Here is a 16214-nt window from a genome sequence, read left to right as displayed (position 1 = left end):
AGTCGAATTATTCGGCTGAGACTGCAGGATTGGTGTCTGTGTTAGTGTACACCTTCTTCTGGCTGAAGACCTGCGGGAAAGAGACCGACGACCGGAACAGGGCCGCGGGATTTTCGGATTCAATGGCGATGCGAGGCAGGTCCCAGGGATCATGCTCACCCAGGGACGAGTAACCGCCGTAATAGCTGAATCCCCAGCGATATCCGGATTCCTCCAGACAGTTGCGCGTGAGATGGTCAAACGAATTTTGGGCACCCACGGGATAACTGAACGCCGAGATCGACTGATTGAGTTCGGTTTCGATGCGCTGCTTGCAGTGTTGGACTTCGAATTTCTGAGTTTCTTCCGGATGATTGGCCAGGATGGGGTGATTGACGGTATGACCGCCGATATCCATGCCCGCTTCACTCATTTCGCGGATCATGTCCCAGTCCATCCAGACCCGATCTGCGATTTCTGCGGGACAGCGACCGGTGCCGGTCGCGTCTGCGAGGGCAGTCATAAAGTCCTCTGTCTGTTCCCCGGACAGCCCCTTGTAGATCTGTAAGAGTATTTTAATCGTCTGACATTGCTGAGTAGGTTCCAGAGAGAGTTGCTGCTCACTCCAGGGGGCCAGTTTCAAATTGCTCTGTGACGAGCTGCGAACCATCCAGGAGATTTCGTCCCACCAGGCGATCTTGCGCTCGTCCAGAAAGCCGGTGGTCAGGAAAAACGTGGCTGGTGAATTGTAGGCACGGAGCAGGGGAAAGGCCCATTCATAATTATCGAGGTATCCATCATCGAATGTAATGAGGACGTATCGTCCTCGCGGGCTTTTCCAGATATGGTCCAGATCCTGAATGCGGATCAGATCGAAATTCAGAGTCAGGAATCGCACTTGTTGTTCAAAATCTTCTGCAGATGCACTCCAGAGATCGTGATCGAACAGTGAGTTCTGCCTGTCTCCAATTCGATGGTAATTCAGAACAACCAGACCATTCCAGACTGGCGTATTTCGCGCGAGCAGATTCATTCCTGTCCAGTCGAGCGCTCTGGCCAGCAGTTCTTTTTTACTCATACCCCATATCCTTTCCATCACAGTTGCCTCTCCAGCAACGGTCTCAGTTAGCGACACGTTCAATCAATTGTGGTGACATGTGCAGGTAATGACCTGCTTTGCGTTTTGATTCGATGTCGCTGTAAACCAGTGCAACCTGTTCAGCGGGCAGTCCGATGCCTTCTGCCACTTCGGCTGCGGAATAACCGTGGTTTAAGCCATACAGGCAGCAGTCCAGTTTGTCGTAAGAGACGGCAAAGAAGAATTCTTCCTGGGACTGTTCCAGAGAATAGGTGTCGGTAGTCGGAGGACGCATCTGGATCAGTTCCGGAACATTCAGGTAAGCTGCCAGCTGATAGACCTGCGTCTTGTAAAGGTGCGCGATCGGTTTCAGGTCTGCAGCACCATCGCCGTTTTTGACGAAGAAGCCTTGGTCGTATTCGAGGCGATTCGGTGTACCCGGCACTGCGTAGTTCAGGCGGTCTGCATGATAGTATTCCATCATTTTTCGACAGCGCTGTTTGAAGTTCGTTGCTGCGACAATGGTCTGATAGGCCGAGAGAGGGAGTCGTTTCTTGATCAGTTCCCCGTCCGGAGTCTGCACGACTACGGAAAAGACACGGTAGCCCCCTTCCTGGAGCAGGTCGGGCAGCACGATTTTGGATTTCCAGTGAGGTTCGTATTCCGGGATGACCTTTTTGATAGCAGCATCACGGCGTTCGTAACAGCCCGCTCCCTGCAGCATGGGGGAGATGTTTTCGACGAGTGACTCGACATGGTAATGATCGGCGAGTAACTGGCCGTAGATCAGGCTTTCGTCTTTTGTGTCGTGTTCGGGCATCATGATTCCCAGCACCCGGTCAGAACCGAAGGCGTGGACACAAAGTGCGGTCACGACGCTGCTGTCGATCCCTCCGGAAAGACCCAGAACGGCGCCTTTTTTACGCATATCTTTGCGGACAGTTTCCTGCATCCAGCGGACGATGCGTTCGGTTTCTGCAGCACAATCGAGATCTAACAAAGCAGGACTGAAAGTACGGGTGGAAGTTGTGGTCGACATTTATGGTTCTCCTGTTGCCCACTGAGAACGATTCAGCAGGCGTTGGTAATAAGTATGTATTGTGTATGAAATCGCTTTGTGGATCGCCGTATCAGGGCAGAGCCAGCTGTTTTTTATCGACTTTGCCGTTGGGTGATTTCGGAAGCTCGTCACGGAATTCCACTTTCTGTGGAACCATGAAATCTTCCAGGTGCTTGCGACAGTAGGAAAGGACCTCTTTTTCGGTCAGTTCCTCTCCGGGCATCATGGTGACGATGGCACGGATTGATTGTCCCAGGACTGGATCGGGATCACCCACGATGGCGGCTTCCGAAATTGCCGGATGGGCAAACAGTACATTTTCCACTTCCTTCGGGCTGACTTTTTCACCGCGACTTTTAATGATGTCATCTCGTCGGCCTACGAAGTACAGGTAGCCTGCGCGGTCCATGCGGAACAGGTCGCCGGTATACAGGAACATTTCTCCCGGCAGTTCTCCCGCTTTCAGACGTTCGGCGGTACGTTCGGGGGCTTCCCAGTAACCTTTCATGACATTGGCACCACGTACTACCAGTTCGCCGACATGTTCGGGGGGCAGGCGATGACCTTCGTCGTCGACGATGAAGACTTCCGTGTCCGGCATGGCGATACCCACCGAACCGGTTCTGATATCGACCTGATCGAGGGGCAGATACGAAACCCGCTTGCACTCGGTCAGACCGTACATCGAGAAGATCTGCAGGTGAGGCAGCCGTTTGCGGAATGTCAGGATATGCTCTGTGGGCAGCGCGGCACCGGTGTTGGTGATATAGCGCAGCTGCGAGAAGTCATACTTGGAGAGATCCATTTTCAGCAGAATGGCAGACATCGTCGGGACCAGCGGAAATCCGGTCACTTTTTCATCAATGATCTTCTGCAGCACTGCATGTGGATAGGTAAAGGATTTTTCGAGAACCAGTGTCGCACCGACGCGGAATGCCATCAGCAGCTGATACAGACCGTAGTCGAACGACAGCGGGAGTACATTGAGGATGATGTCTTCGGGGACATTCATCAGGTAGGTGGTAATCGAGCGGGCGGCTGAAGTCATGTTTAAATGAGTCAGCATGACCCCCTTGGGATTTCCGGTTGAGCCTGAGGTGTAGACCAGGGCCGCCAGATCGATGCTGATCGTCTGGATGTGTGGCGGGGTATTCTGGTCCGCGAAATCAGACTGCAGTTGATCCCACTCGGCGAAGCGGGGCATCTGCAGATCGGACTGCTCCGGATGTCCGGTGGCAGGACCCACGGTCACCACGGTTTTCAGGTGTGGCAGCAGATCGGAATGTTCGAGGATCGAGGTCCGTTTCTTCCCGGGGATGATCAGTACGCTGGCCCGGCAGTTGTTGAGCACGTAGGTCAGCTTATCGATTTTCGTAGTGGGATTGACCATTACGAACACACCACCCGCTTTGATGGTCGCAAAGATCGCGACGACGGCTTCGAGTGAGTTTTCCAGATGGATGGCCACCCGGTCTCCTCTTTGCAGCCCCCGTTCCAGCAGGGCATGTGCCAGCCGGTTGCTCTGCTGTTCCAGTTCCCGGTAGGTGTACCGCGACTGATTGATGATCAAGGCGACTTTGTCAGGATGATGACTGGCGCTCTGTTCCAGAAATGATTGTAGTAACAACAGCCCGCTCCTTTGAAATTAGGCCAGTTCTTTGATTTTGGAGTCGATGAAATCGATCAGACGATTGATGGAGTCCAGGTTTTCCGGGACAAGTTCATCGTCATCGACTTCAACGTGATACTGGTCTTCGATAAAGGCAACCAGTTCGAGCACGCCTGTGGAATCGATGATGCCTGTTTCCAGGAATGAGTCGTCGTTCTGCAAAGATTCCGGATCTTCTCCGAACAGGAAGTTTTCGGCGACAAAGTTACGGATCTCTGATTGAATGGGATTCATGTTATTAACCTCTTAGCTGTACTGAGTGGAGATGTTATTAAGGGATTGTGTTAACTCGTAATGGTGGCGGGAGCTGTTGTTTCTTTTCCGGCTGTGACTGTCTGGCCGTTGATCATCTGTTCGACCAGAATCTGGGTCGAAAGGATTCCGACCAGAGCCATGTTGTCTCGCGTGCCGATGGCGCGTCCCTGTTCCATCTTTTTGACCAGTCGCTGGACTGCGGTGGGCTGGAACAGTCCATGCGCCTCCAGGCGTTCCGGTGACAGCAGTTCGTTGACATAAGCAAACCGTGCCCGCTGGCTGTTTGAGTCGATGAAGCTGTGTGCGTCCGGAGCACGATACGGTTGTTTGGGACGTTGGCGTATGCTGTCGGGAATCAGGTCTCTCAAGGCGTATTTCAGCAGGAATTTTTCGTTGAGACCGTTCATCTTGAAGCGTACGGGAACGCGGGAAGCGAACTCGACCACCCGGTAATCCAGGAACGGGAACCTGCCTTCGACTGAATTGCCCATCGCCATCCGGTCTCCCTGGGAAGACAGAATATAACCGGGCATCAGATTGATGGCTTCCAGGTACTGTGCCTGACAGAAGGAAGGCCACTCCGAAAACTGAGCGGGCAGCTGTTGCTGGAACTCAGCCGGTGGATCCTGTGTTTGCAGTTCCTGTTTGAGGTCATCACTGAAGAATGTTTTGAGTTTGGCTGTCAGGTCCCAGCGCGGGAGATGCGAGAAGAAGGGGCTGTCGAGTTCGTCTTCACGAATCTTGAAGAACGCCTTCAGGTAGTCGGGGGACTGGGCCTGCAGATTTTTCATGTAAGGGTAGAGACGCTTGAGCAGCAGCGGACGGATTTTGGAATCCGGTTGCCGACTCCAGAAGCGACGGATTTTTGTTTCTTTAAACAGGTCGTAGCCACCGAAGACTTCATCGGCACCCTCTCCCGTCATGACGACTTTGAACTGACTTTCCCGGACCAGTTTCGACAGGAGAAACATGGGGGCAGGTGCTGTGCGTAAAACCGGTTTTTCTGTGTGCTGAATTACCGTCGGGAAGATGCGTCCGATATCGTCATAAGAGCAGCAGACTGTCTGATGGTCGGTGCCCAGTTCGGTGATCATTTCCTGCTGGAACTGGCTTTCGTCAAAATCTTTGTCATTGAAGTTGACCGAGAAGGTGTTCAGCGGGGCGTTGGTGTAATTGCGAATGATGGCGGCTGTGATTGATGAGTCGAGTCCGCCGCTCAGGTAGGCGCCGACGGACACATCAGCCCGCAGCCGGAGCTGGGTGGCGTTGATCAGCAGCGACCGCAGTTCGTCTGCCCAGTCGTCCAGTGAGCGGTTGTCTTCGTTGGGTGAATAGTCGAGATTCCAGTATTGCCAGATTTTGACGTTACCGTCTTTCACGATCATGGAATGACCGGGGGGCAGTTCAGAGACACCGGCAAAAAATGTACGGGGAGGCAGAGGAGACCAGAAGGTAAACAGCTGGTTCAATGCTGTGTGATCGACGCGTCGTTCGACATCCGGCAGGGCAAACAGGGCTTTGATTTCTGAGGCAAAGCAAAAGCGACTGGGAGTCTGCGTATAGACCAGTGGTCGGATTCCCATCCAGTCGCGGGACAGAAAGACTTCCTGTTTGCGTCGATCATGGATTGCGAAGGCCCACTGTCCGTTAAAGTGATGTACGCATTCAGGACCATATTCGGCGTACATCAGCAGGATGACTTCTGTATCGGAGTGGGTCTGGAACTGGTAGCCTTTCTGCTGAAGCTGGGCACGCAGTTCGATGTGGTTGAAAATCTCTCCGTTGAATGTGACGCTGAGCATGCCATCGGGAGTCTGCATGGGCTGCAGGCCACCGGCCAGGTCGACAATGCTGAGTCGACTGTGGGCGAGTCCGACTGAATCCGAGACCTGTGTGCCTGAGGCATCAGGACCGCGGTGATTCAGAGTGGCAATCATTTTTTTCAGTTCTGCCTGTTCGACGGGGCGTCGATCAGTGCGGATGAAGCCCGCAATTCCACACATAGAAGCATCCAGTTCAAGTAAGAAGAGATGGAAGTTGCCTGTCTGCAAGAGAATACTCTTACAGAGGGAATCTAGGTCGAGGGGGTACCAAGTCAAATTTTCCCTGTGTGTTCGCCTGGCTGTTTAGAAAAATAAACAGGGTATTGACTATTTTGATGATTAACTGGTGCAACTCCTGCGATCGGTCCAGCTGTTGCAGGGAACTTCTGGTCACTGATGAGATGGGGGGGACCAAACCGTGGTGGATCAAGTCAATTTGCCTGAAGCGGGCGATGATCAATCAGAGTTGAAAAACAAATTTGACTCTCACATTACCCGAGCTATGTTTGCGTTGCAGCGTGTGAAAGCAGGTTGCACTTCCTCTCACTTACATCAAAGCGGGCCTGGCCGGAAAAGATACGACCGGATGATGCGGCTTTTCCATTCAACGCATTAGATGGAATGTGAACCGAATATGTCAGCTCATGAAACTACTTCCGACGTGTCCAATCTTCAATCCCATCATGATGAAAAAGAAGCCACAGGGAAAACCGCATCGAATACGGTGAATACCGAAGAGCTTCTGGCCTCTTTGAGCATGCTGGAGCTGGCTGCCGCGGAGGTTTCTGACGATTCGGACTCGTATGCTGAAGACGACGCCGATGGGGTGTCGACCTCTGCACTTCCCGAATTAAGCGAACCCATGCGGGTGATTGGCAAGGATCAGCATCTGAGCCAGTTGTTTAATCGCGTACAGTCCCTGCTGAAAGGGAGTGCCGAAGAATCGCAGGGGAAATTCGTTCCTCAGTGTCCGGAAACGCTGGAAGATACCGGATTGACCCAGGATGAAATCGAGAGATTGATCCTCAAGTATCTGCTGGCGAAAGGGACTCAAACGGGACGCCAGATCTGCAAGCAGGTCAAGTTGCCCTTTGGAATTGTGGATGCCATTCTGAAACGTGCCAAGCAGGATCAACTGGTTGCCTATGGCAGTACTGCCGAGATGGGCGACTATGAATTCATGATTACCGAACTCGGTCGGGAACGCGCACGACGGTATGCGCAGGAGTGTACCTATTTCGGAGCGGCCCCCGTCTGTTTTAAAGACTACCTTAAGGCGATGGAACTGCAGAGTATCGCCAAGCAGGAAGCCACACAAGCGGATCTGAAAGAAGCCTTTTCCGATCTGATTATTAATCCCAAGATGCTGGATCGCCTGGGGCCTGCCGTCAACTCGGGCCGGGGGATGTTCCTCTTCGGTGAAGCAGGGAACGGGAAGACGAGTATTGCAGAGCGAATTACCAAAGCCTTTGGTTCAACGATCTGGATTCCCCGCTGCCTGGGCATCGATGGGGATATCATACGAATTTTCGACCCGGGACTGCACGAAGAGGTTGTTCAGGAAGAGACAGCCGAGGGGTTGTTTGACCTGTCCGGCATTGATCAGCGGTGGGTGCAGATTGTGCGTCCTACGGTGATCGCCGGGGGGGAACTCACCATGAAGGAACTGGAAATTACGCAGAATCAGCAGACCAAGATCTGTGAAGCCCCTCTGCAGTTGAAGAGTAACTGCGGGACGTTTGTGATCGACGACTTTGGACGTCAGCGGATGCCCGTGGATGAGTTACTCAACCGCTGGATTGTTCCGCTGGAAAAACGCTACGACTTCCTGAACCTGCCCAGCGGGAAAAAGATTCAGGTGCCCTTCGACCAGTTGATTATCTTTTCAACGAACCTGGAGCCGAAGGATCTGGTCGACGCTGCGTTTCTGCGTCGTATTCCTTACAAAATCGAGGCCCTCGATCCCTCCGAGGAGGAATTCCGGGCCTTGTTTGAGTTGATGGCGCCGATCATGGGCTTCCAGTTTGACGAGGAGGCTTACCAGCACCTGGTCGATACGCATTACAAGGCCGTAGATCGACCGTTCCGCGCCTGTCAGCCGCGCGACCTCCTGTTGCAGGTCAAGAACTTCTGCACCTACAAGGAACTGCCGCGCAAACTCAGCGCGGAGGCATTCGACTTTGCTGTCGAAAACTACTTCTCTGTGATGTAAGTCCTCGAACTACCGTTATCCTGGAAAGGATCGCAGCTGTTTCAGGCGGGCCATTCCGTATCACAGCATTCACAACGGAAGCCTACAACCGTAGACGTTCCCGGAATCATCCGGTTCCTGCGGTTGAGCAAGCCGTCTCTCAGTTCCAGTTTCTCAACTGAGGAACTGTTGCATGCCGGGCACTGCTGATTTTGAAACAGGATTCGTGCGCGGTTCAGAACCCAGTCAGTCTGTCGTTCGAACCGAGGCTGACGGTTAAGTGCCCGACGGAATGGCAGAATCGTTGGTTGAGATTCTGTCTGTGTGACGGGGGTTTCGGTGGTAGTTTCTTCGGGGTAATAGATTTTTAAAACGCTCATCCATGAGCTCCTTACGTTCAATCCCTTGATAAAATATTCCTGTAAATCCGAACTGGAATCTTTATGGGGTAGAGTCCCTGCACGCAATTTGAGATTGGGAAAGTATGCCAATACGTGCGAAGAGGAAAGAAGGATAAAATTCTCTTATTAAGTTGGCAAGAGGTTTTAACCTAAAGGTAGGAACATTGTAAAAAATTCCTGCGTCAGCAGTGCGATCTCTGTGAAAATAGATAAACATGGAGTTCTAAATATGCTGTGGATGCCACGGCCGAATGGATTCCCCTTTGAAAAATAAAGTTGATGCGATAAAAGATTTTCCATTCTGTTGAAGTATTCTGCTTTGTTCGCTGACTGTGTTTTGGAGAGATTCCCATTAATAAATCGAAACTGATCAAGCTGATGCTGGGTGTCATCATCACGATTGCCTGCCTGGTGGCGGCACTCTGGGGAGTCAATCTGCAGCAGATTAAAGAAAGTTTCCGCCAGGCAAATTACTGGACGCTGCCCGTGATGCTGGGCTTGCTGTTTCTCTTCTTCTGGTTGAAAGCCTATCGCTGGCGGATGCTGCTGGAACCGGTCCGGAAGTTGAAGATCTCCGAAGTGGCCCCGGCGATGATGATTGGCTTCATGGGGAATAACATTCTGCCTGCGCATCTGGGTGAGTTTTTGCGAGTCTATGTCCTTGGGCGGCAGTTTCAGATTCCCAAAACAACCGTACTCTCAACCGTGGTTCTGGAGCGGTTGTTCGATATTGTGGCGATTCTCTGTTACCTCTGGTGCGGTATTTATTTCGCACCTGGTCTTTCGAAAGATTATCAGACAGCAAGCCTGTTTCTGGCAGGTATTATGCCTGTGATCATCCTGGTGCTGGCCGCGTATCTGATCTGGACGGAAGCAGTGATTCGCCTGTTTCAGAAACTGTTCAGTCTGATTCCCTTTCTGCCTGAAAAACTGACGCACCTCGTATTGGAAATGATGCGTGCGGGAGCGGAGGGAATGGCTTCGATGAAAAGCGGGCGACTGGCATTTGGGATCATCTGGACCTCATTTGCACAGTGGTTTATCAATGGTCTGAGTATTCTGGTGGCACTCTGGAGTTTCCAGATCGAGATTACTCCCCTGGCGGCTTTTGTGGTGCTGGGAGTAACTGCATTCGGGGTGACTGTCCCCGCGACGCCTGGTTTTTTCGGAGTGGTTCAGTTCTGTTTCAAGATCAGTCTGCAACCGTTTGGCGTGCCTGAAGCGAAAGCATTTGCCGCTTCCATTTACTATCACCTGGTGCAGTATATACCCGTGACACTGGTAGGCCTGTATTACTCGAATCGGACTGGCCTGAAGCTGAGCGATGCCGAGCGGGAAGCGGAGAAAGAGCTCGAAGATCTGGAAGGGCAGGACGGCGAACGCTAGACGATTGCAGAATCGGGGGGGTGAAGCGAAGCTCAGGGTTTCACTTCTACTTCTTTGCCCAGTTGTGTCTGCTTCACATTGGCTACACCCTGTTCTGTGATGAGCAGGTCTTCTACGCGGTTGTCGATCAGTTTGGAATCGATGACTTCGACCTGGCTGGTCCCATTGACGGACAATCCACAGCGTCCGTTTCCGGTGCAGGTGACTTTATCCAGGACGATTTCTTTGCAGCGATCATGAACATTGATGCCATCCAGGCGGAAATTTTCAAACGTCACGTCTGAAATCTGTACTCCCGAAACATCGATCAGCGAGAGCCCAACTGATTTTCCGGCCAATGAGAAGGATTCCATCCACGGCTGCTGGTTTTTCTGTTCGCGATAGATGATGGATCCATGGTGAACCGCCCATTTCCCTGCGGGGATCTCTGAGAGTTTCAATGTTTCACCCGCGGCTGGTTCAAATTCGGGCACCGGTTTTCCATTCAGATACAGATTAAAATAGCCTTTGCGATAGGGAGTGACTTTCCAGAGCCCGTTGTCGAGCTTGCGCCAGCCATTTTGCGGGACCGGGATGGCTCCGCTGATGGTAGCCCCATTCCCGAGGATCGTGAATTTTTCCTTACCCAGCCCGCTATGCCGTTTGCCGGACAGCGTCAATGCTTCCTGGTAAGGCTGCTCGTTGTTGACCAGAATGATCTTGTCTCCGGGGCGGGCATATTCGAGGGCCCGCTGGATCGTTTTGACGGGGCCGTTCTTGCCATTGGTCGTTTTGAGGGCGATGCCGTTAAAGGAATTATTGCCCGCGCGATTGTCGACATAGATTACGCCGCATTCTGCTGTGATATGCCAGCCAGACAGGACAAGCAGCAGGCACAGGCACCGGATCTGAAATCGGACACTTCGGCTGGCATTTGGCATTGCGGGCTCCCTGACTGATTTCTGTCGCCAGATTGAACTGATTAAGCGTTTGGTTGTGTAGTTACAAAATGCAGAAAAAACCCCGGCAAGCTGGCCGGGGTTTTTGGAGTGCGAGTTGAAAACGTCGTTTTAACGCTGGCTGACCGGAACGTAAGAACGTTCTTCGTAGCCGATGTAGTTCGCCTTGGGGCGGATGATTTTATTGCCATCCAGCTGTTCCAGAATGTGAGCACACCATCCCGCGATCCGGCTGGATGCGAAGATACAGGTGAAGAGATCGCCGGGGATGCCCATGTAGTGCTGCAGGCTGGCCGAGTAGAAGTCGACGTTGCAGTTCCGCTTGATTTCCGCGTAGACCTGCTTTTCCATTTCGATCGACATTTCGTACCACTTGGGTTCGCCGGTCTCTTCTCCCAGTCGACGAGACAATTCTTTGAGGTGCTTGGCACGCGGGTCTTCCACCTGGTAAACCGCGTGGCCAAAGCCCATGAATTTGCCTTTGTTTTCCCGCACATTCTTGATGTAGGGAGTAATGTTCTCAAGGGAACCGATTTCGAACAGGGTCTTGAGAACTTCGGTGTTGGCACCGCCGTGCAGTTTCCCTTTCAGAGCACCGATGGCTCCGGTGATTGCGGAGTAAATATCGGGGAGTGTGGCGATGATCACCCGGCTGGTGAACGTACTGGCGTTCAAACCGTGTTCTGCGTGCAGGGTGAGAATCAGGTCCATGGCGCGGGTGGCGTCTTCGCTCGGTTTCTCACCGTTGAGCATATACATGAAGTTGCCCGCGTGGCAGAGACTGGAATCGGGTTCAACAGGCTCCAGGCCTTTGCGAATCCGATGGATGGCGGCAACCATTGTGGGGATTTGAGAAATCAGTTTGATCGAGATCTCCAACCGTTTTTCGTAAGACTCTTCTTCGGCATCCGGATCGTAAACACCAGCCAGAGAGGTCAGTGACCGCAGCAGCGCCATTGGTGGTGCTGACTCTGGCAAGTTCTTCAGGGTGTCGATCAGTTCTGCGGGGATGCTGCGATGTTTCTTCAACTCGTTCTGGTAGTCTGCCAGTTGAGATTCGTTAGGAAGTTCGCCATTCAGCAGCAGGAATGAAACTTCCTCGAAGGTTGCGTTTTCCGCCAGGTCATCGATGTTGTAACCACGATACAGCAGCTTCCCTTCAGTACCGTTGACTAAACAGATGGAACTGTCGGCTGCAATGATTCCTTTGAGACCCTTGACAGCTTCGTTTGATGTTTTCTCTGTGTCTGCACTCATTTGAACTGATTTCACTTTCTCATCTACAGCCAATAAATTTACAGTAAAGGGTAGCTATCACGTAAACGAAGGCTCTGGTCCGGCGGTTACCCGCCTCAATTGTTTTTAAACAATGTATTGAAAACGCCTCGACAACCAGTATATCAAGCCCGGGTATAAGTTCAATCAAGACCAATTGTTTCCCGGAGGACATCTCCAGAACTGTCGGGTCGGTTTCAGAAAAACTGTCAAAGCTGGAAGATCCCCTAAATGTTCAGCAGAGGATCTAAATCGGGGGATTGACTATTTAGGGTATGGTGTGAAAATAACAGTATGCGAGGGAACGTCTTGGGGAAGCTGTCTCGGTGTGGAGCCCTTAAATTGCTGCACAATTGAGATTTAAATCCCATGAACATGCCTGTGGACGGAGGTGGGTCTGGCTCTGCAAGTGCAGGCAGGATTTAGTCGTAAGTTATTGACAGGTAAAGCTTGAGAGGTTTTTTACAATTTTTTAATTCGTGATGGGGATTTCCGTAGACGTTACAGAAAGTTGTGGTAGTATGGGGCTATATGAGCTGGAGGCTTATTGGCTTTTTCAGGTTCTCGGGAGTTGTAAGGATGCCTTGGGAGAGAACCCTCTTGAAGAATGATGTTGGCGAACCGGATGCTCCGACTAAGAGCACGAGTGCGTATTTGAGCAATGCCAGCGGCAGTTTGTTCTACGCGACGCCCAATCTACCTCAAAAGACCAGGTTCTGCATTGAGCCTTTCTCCTCGCAGTTGATGTTACTGAAGGACTATTTCGCCGGGCTCAGAGAACGTCTTCAGGTTTTGATGAGTTTTATGATTATTTCACTGTCTGACTCTATAGGAAGCAGACAGGTATGAGTAGAGTGGAATTAGAACATGTCCGCTCGATTAATACAGATATAACAACAGGAAAAGGGATGTCAGATGGTCAGCTTTGACGCTTCATATCAGGCTTCCCTTTTATTCTCATAAACAAAAACGCCGTGGTTACGCACGGACGTGTGACCGACAGATTTGATAATACATAATAAAGGGAGTGACCCGTGCACCGTTTCGATGCCAATCTGAATTCATTATTTCAGGAAGCGGAAGAACAAGGTTTTCTAACATTTCAACAGGTTCATACGTTCCTGCCTGATGAAGGTGGCGATCCGTCTCTGATCGAGTACATCGTCGTCGGTCTGGAAGAGCGTGCCCTGGACCTGATTGATGATCCGAATGCAGATATCGATGAGGAAGAAGTATCTGCCATGGATACATCTGCCGAAACGGACCCGGAAGCCTCAGCCAATTCAGACGATGACGACGATTCCAGTTCGTCGATGGTGGAGGCTGATACTTCTCTCTCTTCACGCGATCCCATTCGCATGTATCTCAGCCAGATGGGTAACATTCCTCTGTTGAGTCGTTCGCGTGAAATTTTTCTGGCAAAGAAAATCGAGATTACGCGCAAGCGGTTCCGCCGCACTGTGCTCGAATCTGACTTTGCACTGAAGATTGCCATCGATACTCTGGAGAAAGTTTACGCGGGTGAACTGCCCTTCGAACGCACACTGCGAACTTCTGATACTGAGGATGCCACCAAAGATCAGATCATGGGCCGGATGCCTTTTAATATCGCCACTTTGCAGGCGTTAATGGAGAAAAATCGCGACGATTTTGAAAAACTCGAATCGGGTGAAGCCGGCAAAGTCGAACAGCGCGAAATTCGCAGACGCATGAGAATTCGTCGCCAGAAAATGGCGACCCTCTGTGAAGAACTCTGTCTGCGAACTCAGCGTCTACAGCCTGTCCTGAAACGTATTCACCAGATTGCCGGTCGGATGCGTGAAGTACAGGAACAGCTGGAAGACTTTCGGCAACTGCGTCACAAGACAACGGACACACGTCTGCTGGAACGCGAACTGGCAGAACTGACAACCATGGTTGTTGAATCGTCCGATGACTTTCAGAGTCGTTCACGTGAAATCAAACGTCGCTTCGATGACTGGACGGAAGCGAAACAGCAACTTTCCGGCGGTAACCTGCGACTGGTTGTTTCGATCGCCAAGAAATATCGTAACCGTGGCCTGAGCTTCCTGGATCTGATCCAGGAAGGAAATGCCGGCCTGATGCGGGGCGTTGAGAAATACGAATACCGCCGTGGTTATAAGTTCTCAACTTACGCTACCTGGTGGATTCGTCAGGCAATTACCCGTGCCGTTGCGGACCATGCCCGGACGATTCGTATTCCCGTCCACATGTTCCAGAGCATCTCGACCCTCAAAGCCCGCAGCGAACAGATTCGCCAGGAAACCGGTCGCGAACCGACCATGGAAGAACTGGCTGATTCCGTCGGACTGGGTGTGGAAGAGACCGAGCGGATCATGAAGACCTGGAAGCATCCGATCAGTCTGGATACACCCGTCGGAGAAAGCGAAGACAGCAGCTTCGGCGATTTCCTGGAAGACGGACACGAATCTTCACCTGCCGACGCCGCAATGCGGGAAATGCTCAAAGACAAAATCGAGCACGTGCTTAAAAGTCTGACCTATCGCGAACGGGAAATCATTCGTCTGCGTTATGGTCTGGGTGACGGTTACAGCTACACCCTCGAAGAAACCGGTCGTATCTTCAAGGTGACCCGCGAACGTATCCGTCAGATCGAATCCAAGGCCCTGCGGAAACTGCAGCACCAGACGCGAAGTGCGCACCTGCGTGGGTTCGTGGATGCCATCTTCCCCAATAAGGAAGATGAGGAAAATCAGACAGAAGAGGGTGTTCAGTCAGAACAGGAATCCTCCAGCATGGTCGGAGCACTGGAATAAACCAGCTCTGATCTGAAATTGATACTCCTTAGATTCAAGGCGGTTTGTTGTTTTCACGAACAACAGGCCGCCTTTGGCTTTTCTATTGGCGGCAATTCGAATAGTTTATACGCTGTATTAAGACGCAATTTACAGTAGCAGATTGAATATCCCCGTCACTTCAATCTATCTGGATTTTTAAAAATTTACGGAGTATCACAGCATGGGGCTTTTTGAAGGTAAAAAAGGTCTTGTATTTGGCATTGCGAATGACCATTCCATCGCCTGGGCGATTACAGAGAAGCTGTATGATGAGGGAGCCGAGATGGCTTTCACACACCTTCCCGATAAAGACCCCGAGCGTCCCCGTATGGAGCGTCGGCTGAGGAAGCTGGTAGAGCCACGTGGGGCAGAGATCATGATTCCCTGCGATGTGACCAAGGAAGAAGACCTGGATAAGGTGTTCGAAAAGGTTAAGGCTGAGTACGGACAAATTGATTTTCTGCTGCACTCAATCGCCTATGCTCCCATGGACGACCTCAAGGGACCGGTTTATAACGTCAGCCGGGATGGATTCAAGCTCTCGATGGAAATCAGCGTTTACAGCCTGATCACCATTGCCCGTCGTGCCCGCGAAATTCTCAAGCCGGGCGGCAGCATGCTCACGTTGAGCTACCTCGGCGGTGAGAAAGTGATTCCCGGTTACAACGTCATGGGGATCTGCAAGTCTGCACTGGAAAACACCGTAATGTACCTGGCGAATGAACTGGGCCCTGAAGGCATTCGCGTGAACAGCCTGAGCGCTGGTCCGCTGAAAACACTCAGCTCCTCAGCCGTGGGTGAGTTCGATGTGATGATGAAGCTCTACTCCACCATGTCACCCCTGCGGAAGAACATTACCCCGGATGACGTCGGCAAAGCAGGCATGTACCTGTTGAGCGATCTCTCGAGTGGTGTTTCCGGTGAGAATCACCATGTCGATTCGGGTTACCACATCATGGGTGCTCCGCCAATCGAATTACAGCAGATGGAAGGCTAAGCCTGCTCCCTGCTGGCAATCAGCATAATCCTGTTGAACCACCTGTTGCACAGAATCGTTGCAACAGGTGGTTTTTTCATGCGCGGTGCACTTCGGAGGCGAGGAGTCATTACTTGAGTCGTTTTTATTTCTTCACAGAAGATTTCCCCGTTTTTGATTCTGATTTCCCTACAGGGGGTGTGTGCTGAACAACTCCCTTTTTAGGCGCGATTCCTCTATCGGGAAAAAATCTGCCGGATTGCCCGGTTTTCGTGATCCCTGGACTGATTTTTACGTTCTTTAGTCTGCCAAATCTGATTTATGGTTCATACTGAAAGAACCATACTCGTTGGATTCTCTTTCC

12 protein-coding genes are annotated in these 16214 nt (G+C 51.6%); 4 read left to right on the top strand and 8 right to left on the bottom strand.

The genetic code is table 11. The annotated features are described in order from the left end of the window. Window positions 1-7: 7 nt before the first annotated feature. The 5 genes from RID21_RS20120 to asnB all read right to left on the bottom strand — a co-directional run bounded on the left by RID21_RS20120 (window position 8) and on the right by asnB (window position 6044). Window positions 8-1057 carry a polysaccharide deacetylase family protein gene (locus RID21_RS20120; protein ID WP_350191955.1) on the bottom strand — a complete coding sequence of 350 codons (1050 nt, stop codon included), beginning with the start codon at window positions 1055-1057 and terminating at the stop codon, window positions 8-10. A 43-nt stretch (window positions 1058-1100) separates the two neighbouring features. Next, complete coding sequence (gene nadE / locus RID21_RS20115; RefSeq protein ID WP_350191953.1) at window positions 1101-2096, bottom strand: NAD(+) synthase; 996 nt, start codon at window positions 2094-2096, stop codon at window positions 1101-1103. 91 nt (window positions 2097-2187) lie between these two features. After that, complete coding sequence (locus RID21_RS20110; protein ID WP_350191951.1) at window positions 2188-3744, bottom strand: class I adenylate-forming enzyme family protein; 1557 nt, start codon at window positions 3742-3744, stop codon at window positions 2188-2190. A gap of 18 nt (window positions 3745-3762) precedes the next feature. Further along, complete coding sequence (locus RID21_RS20105; RefSeq protein ID WP_350191949.1) at window positions 3763-4020, bottom strand: acyl carrier protein; 258 nt, start codon at window positions 4018-4020, stop codon at window positions 3763-3765. Window positions 4021-4070: 50 nt separating this feature from the next. Beyond that, window positions 4071-6044, bottom strand: a complete 1974-nt coding sequence (asnB, locus tag RID21_RS20100) for an asparagine synthase (glutamine-hydrolyzing) (RefSeq protein WP_350191947.1) — start codon at window positions 6042-6044, stop codon at window positions 4071-4073. Between the two features lie 481 nt (window positions 6045-6525). On the opposite strand from asnB, the gene RID21_RS20095 reads away from it, so the two are divergent. Then, window positions 6526-8076 carry a DUF8689 domain-containing protein gene (locus tag RID21_RS20095; RefSeq protein ID WP_350191945.1) on the top strand — a complete coding sequence of 517 codons (1551 nt, stop codon included), beginning with the start codon at window positions 6526-6528 and terminating at the stop codon, window positions 8074-8076. 41 nt (window positions 8077-8117) lie between these two features. Here RID21_RS20095 and RID21_RS20090 read toward each other — a convergent pair whose 3' ends face one another. Further along, window positions 8118-8435 (bottom strand): hypothetical protein, encoded by a 318-nt coding sequence (locus tag RID21_RS20090; protein WP_145043047.1) that lies wholly within the window; start codon window positions 8433-8435, stop codon window positions 8118-8120. A 399-nt stretch (window positions 8436-8834) separates the two neighbouring features. Here RID21_RS20090 and RID21_RS20085 point away from each other — a divergent pair, with 399 nt between their 5' ends. After that, a complete protein-coding gene (locus RID21_RS20085) occupies window positions 8835-9842 on the top strand; it encodes a lysylphosphatidylglycerol synthase transmembrane domain-containing protein (protein WP_350191943.1) in 1008 nt (335 codons plus the stop codon). A 32-nt stretch (window positions 9843-9874) separates the two neighbouring features. Here the strand turns inward: RID21_RS20085 and RID21_RS20080 are convergent, their stop codons facing one another. Both RID21_RS20080 and RID21_RS20075 read right to left on the bottom strand, forming a co-directional pair. Further along, window positions 9875-10762 (bottom strand): right-handed parallel beta-helix repeat-containing protein, encoded by an 888-nt coding sequence (locus RID21_RS20080; protein WP_350191941.1) that lies wholly within the window; start codon window positions 10760-10762, stop codon window positions 9875-9877. A gap of 129 nt (window positions 10763-10891) precedes the next feature. Further along, the gene (locus RID21_RS20075; RefSeq protein WP_350191939.1) at window positions 10892-12037 is read right to left on the bottom strand and encodes a citrate synthase; all 1146 of its coding nucleotides are present in this window, start codon (window positions 12035-12037) and stop codon (window positions 10892-10894) included. Between the two features lie 1052 nt (window positions 12038-13089). Here RID21_RS20075 and RID21_RS20070 point away from each other — a divergent pair. Both RID21_RS20070 and RID21_RS20065 read left to right on the top strand, forming a co-directional pair. Then, the gene (locus RID21_RS20070; RefSeq protein WP_350191937.1) at window positions 13090-14853 is read left to right on the top strand and encodes a sigma-70 family RNA polymerase sigma factor; all 1764 of its coding nucleotides are present in this window, start codon (window positions 13090-13092) and stop codon (window positions 14851-14853) included. A 202-nt stretch (window positions 14854-15055) separates the two neighbouring features. Continuing rightward, entirely contained in the window at window positions 15056-15871 is an 816-nt protein-coding gene (locus tag RID21_RS20065; RefSeq protein WP_145189988.1) for an enoyl-ACP reductase FabI, read from the top strand. The last annotated feature ends 343 nt before the right edge of the window (window positions 15872-16214 follow it).

Source organism: Gimesia sp., assembly GCF_040219335.1.
Lineage (GTDB): Bacteria > Planctomycetota > Planctomycetia > Planctomycetales > Planctomycetaceae > Gimesia.
This window is presented reverse-complemented; position numbering and strand designations above follow the sequence as displayed.

Excerpts from the sequence above, each read along its gene's own strand:
- RID21_RS20120 (WP_350191955.1), bottom strand. The coding sequence starts at position 1,057 with ATGAGTAAAAAAGAACTGCTGGCCAGAGCGCTCGACTGGACAGGAATG.
- nadE (WP_350191953.1), bottom strand. The coding sequence starts at position 2,096 with ATGTCGACCACAACTTCCACCCGTACTTTCAGTCCTGCTTTGTTAGAT.
- RID21_RS20105 (WP_350191949.1), bottom strand. The coding sequence starts at position 4,020 with ATGAATCCCATTCAATCAGAGATCCGTAACTTTGTCGCCGAAAACTTC.
- asnB (WP_350191947.1), bottom strand. The coding sequence starts at position 6,044 with ATGTGTGGAATTGCGGGCTTCATCCGCACTGATCGACGCCCCGTCGAA.
- RID21_RS20090 (WP_145043047.1), bottom strand. The coding sequence starts at position 8,435 with ATGAGCGTTTTAAAAATCTATTACCCCGAAGAAACTACCACCGAAACC.
- RID21_RS20085 (WP_350191943.1), top strand. The coding sequence starts at position 8,835 with ATGCTGGGTGTCATCATCACGATTGCCTGCCTGGTGGCGGCACTCTGG.
- RID21_RS20080 (WP_350191941.1), bottom strand. The coding sequence starts at position 10,762 with ATGCCAAATGCCAGCCGAAGTGTCCGATTTCAGATCCGGTGCCTGTGC.
- RID21_RS20075 (WP_350191939.1), bottom strand. The coding sequence starts at position 12,037 with ATGAGTGCAGACACAGAGAAAACATCAAACGAAGCTGTCAAGGGTCTC.
- RID21_RS20065 (WP_145189988.1), top strand. The coding sequence starts at position 15,056 with ATGGGGCTTTTTGAAGGTAAAAAAGGTCTTGTATTTGGCATTGCGAAT.